Raw genomic sequence first — 2,569 nt, forward strand, 5'->3', positions numbered from 1 at the left:
CAGGTGGGTGAAGCCATGGCCATGGTCAAAGCGCTTAACCGGATCACGCTATTAGGAATGCCGAACAGTATTCGCATCACGTAACAATCGACCCGTATGGGGCGCAGTCGTCACAAGTTCTGATTTATTCAACAAAGCCGTCCCGCTGAGTAAAATAGTGGGAAAAGTGATATTTTTGAACCGGATCAAATCTGCCCGTGCAGATCGTTACCCGTGAGGAAAAGCATCATGACAAACGCGATAAATAAATGTTCTGCTGAAGAAACCGCCGCTTGCTGCTGCGTGGATGTCGGTACTGTAATGGAAAACACTGACTGCACTGCATCTTACAGCAAAGTATTTGCTGACAGTGAAGCCGCGCAGGCCACGCTGATGGCGCTGACGGAAAAAGCCCGTGCAGTAGAATCTGAGCCGTGCCAGATCGACAGTCGTTTTGCTGACGTGAACGGTGGCGTACAGTTGGATATCGATTTCACGTTCAGTTGCCAGGCTGAAACGCTGATTTTCCAATTGGGATTGCGTTAAGCCTCCTGGTGATAACGTGCGGTGCAGCGCGCCGCACGTTGTGCTCGTCCCCTTTTCTTGTCCCCACTCTTCGTCTTGCCATCCCCTTTCAGATTTCACCTCCGGTTACAGACAGCGCGCACTCGCATTTTGTAGTAAACGGGTTTGCTTAATGTAATGCTCTGGTTAACACTCTATTCAGGTCTGACCTGTTAGAACATATACTTAATTCTCTGTTTACAGGAGTGTTTGTGAGCGAAGTGTTACCCCTGATAACCCGGAGCGGCGAACGTGTCGCGATCGTCAGTGGATTGCGCACGCCTTTCGCTCGTCAAGCGACCGCGTATCGCGGTATTCCCGCCATGGATTTAGGCAAAATGGTGGTGAGCGAACTGCTGATACGGTATGGCATCGATCCCAAGTGGGTCTATCTGCTGGTGTTTGGTCAGGTAGTACAAATGCCGGCTGCGCCCAATATTGCGCGCGAAATTGTGCTGGGCACCGGGATGTGTGTGCATACCGATGCCTACACCGTTTCCCGCGCTTGCGCCACCCGCTTTCAGTCCGTAGTCAACGTGGCCGAAAGCATTATGGCGGGCACTGCGCACGTGGGAATTGCGGGCGGAGCCGACACGTTCTCACTGCAGCCGATCGGTGTAACCAAAAATCTGGCGATGACGCTGCTGTATCTCAGTAAAGCTCGCACGTTGGGGAAACTGCTCAAATTGCTGTCGCGCTTGCGTCCTCGCGATCTGCTGCCGGTCTCGCCGCCGGTTACCGAGTACTCCACCGGGCTGCGTATGGGCGATACCGCAGAGCAAATGGCAAAAACCTACGGCATTTCCCGCGCCGACCAGGATGCTTTTGCGCATCGTTCGCACCGGCTGGCGGCGAAAACCTGGCAACAAGGCTTGCTGCACCAAGAGGTGATGACCGCTTACGTGCCTCCGTACCGCCAAACGCTCAAAGAGGATAACAACGTGCGTCATGACTCTACGCTGGAGCATTACACCCGTTTATCGCCCGCGTTTGATCGTCTGCACGGTTCTGTCACCGCAGCCAACAGTTCTCCGCTCACCGACGGCGCCGCTGCTGTACTCTTAATGAGTGAAGGTAAGGCGCACAGCCTCGGGTTAACCCCGCTGGGCTATCTGAAGAGTTATGCGTTTACTGCCATTGGTGTGCAGCAAGATATGCTGTTGGGACCGGCGTGTGCCACGCCGCTGGCGTTGGATCGCGCGGGTCTTAGCCTCGGCGATCTTACGTTGATTGATATGCACGAAGCGTTTGCAGCACAGACGCTGGCAAACGTCAAACTGTTCGCCAGCGCTGATTTTGCAAGGGATAAATTGGGGCGCACCTCGGCATTGGGAGACGTGGACATGGATAAATTCAACGTGCTGGGCGGTTCGATTGCTTACGGTCATCCGTTTGTTGCTACGGGTGCCAGAATGATTACGCAGACCCTGCATGAGTTGCAGCGGCGCGGCGGCGGGTTTGGGCTGGCGTTGGCATGCGATTATCGTGTCTGCTCTCTGGATGACAAAACGGTACTTGGATTACCTGAAGTGCAGTTGGGCCTATTGCCGTGATCGGGTGGGACTCAGCGTTTGCCTAGGTTGATTGACGTCGATCGCGCGCCGGATTTGATCTTGACAGGTCGCTCGGTAAAAGCGCGGCAGGTGCTCAAGCTGGGGATGATCGATGATGCCGTTCCCAACAGTATCTTGCTGGAAACGGCGGCAGCCGATGCTGCCTTGGCGCACGCGTCTGGTGAACAGTTGGCCAGTGCGTCACGTGTTATTTAAAGTGGTGAAGCAGAAGACGCGCGCCAAAACTAAGGGTAACTATCCCGCGGCCGATCGCATTATTCAGGTGGTACGGCGGGGTATGGATAAAGGGCTGGCAGAAGGATACAAACGGCTTTGTTGAATAATAGGTAATCATGCTGTTTTTCCATGCCAGTTTTGGTTGAAAATGCTTGTCATCTCAGGTGTACACTTTTCTCATGAGGCCTAACTGCATGATTTTACGTTGCGAGGATCTGTCGTTTCACTGGGCTGCC

4 protein-coding genes and 1 pseudogene are annotated in these 2,569 nt (G+C 54.0%); all 5 read left to right on the forward strand.

The genetic code is table 11. From position 1 onward, the window contains the following. Positions 1-84, forward strand: a pseudogene (locus QZ506_RS18890) (lipoprotein); the annotation flags it as partial. Positions 85-228: 144 nt separating this feature from the next. Continuing rightward, on the forward strand, positions 229-525 hold the full coding sequence (locus tag QZ506_RS18895; protein ID WP_291973108.1) for a YfcZ/YiiS family protein: 297 nt from the start codon (positions 229-231) through the stop codon (positions 523-525). 230 nt (positions 526-755) lie between these two features. Then, positions 756-2,096, forward strand: coding sequence for an acetyl-CoA C-acyltransferase FadI (gene fadI / locus QZ506_RS18900; RefSeq protein WP_291973109.1), 1,341 nt, complete (start codon positions 756-758; stop codon positions 2,094-2,096). Between the two features lie 60 nt (positions 2,097-2,156). Beyond that, positions 2,157-2,312 carry a hypothetical protein gene (locus QZ506_RS18905; RefSeq protein ID WP_291973112.1) on the forward strand — a complete coding sequence of 52 codons (156 nt, stop codon included), beginning with the start codon at positions 2,157-2,159 and terminating at the stop codon, positions 2,310-2,312. Continuing rightward, positions 2,293-2,436, forward strand: coding sequence for a hypothetical protein (locus QZ506_RS18910; RefSeq protein ID WP_291973114.1), 144 nt, complete (start codon positions 2,293-2,295; stop codon positions 2,434-2,436). Before QZ506_RS18905 ends, QZ506_RS18910 begins: the two co-directional genes overlap by 20 nt. Positions 2,437-2,569 lie beyond the last annotated feature (133 nt).

This window comes from Candidatus Symbiopectobacterium sp. (genome assembly GCF_020054415.1).
Lineage (GTDB): Bacteria > Pseudomonadota > Gammaproteobacteria > Enterobacterales > Enterobacteriaceae > Symbiopectobacterium.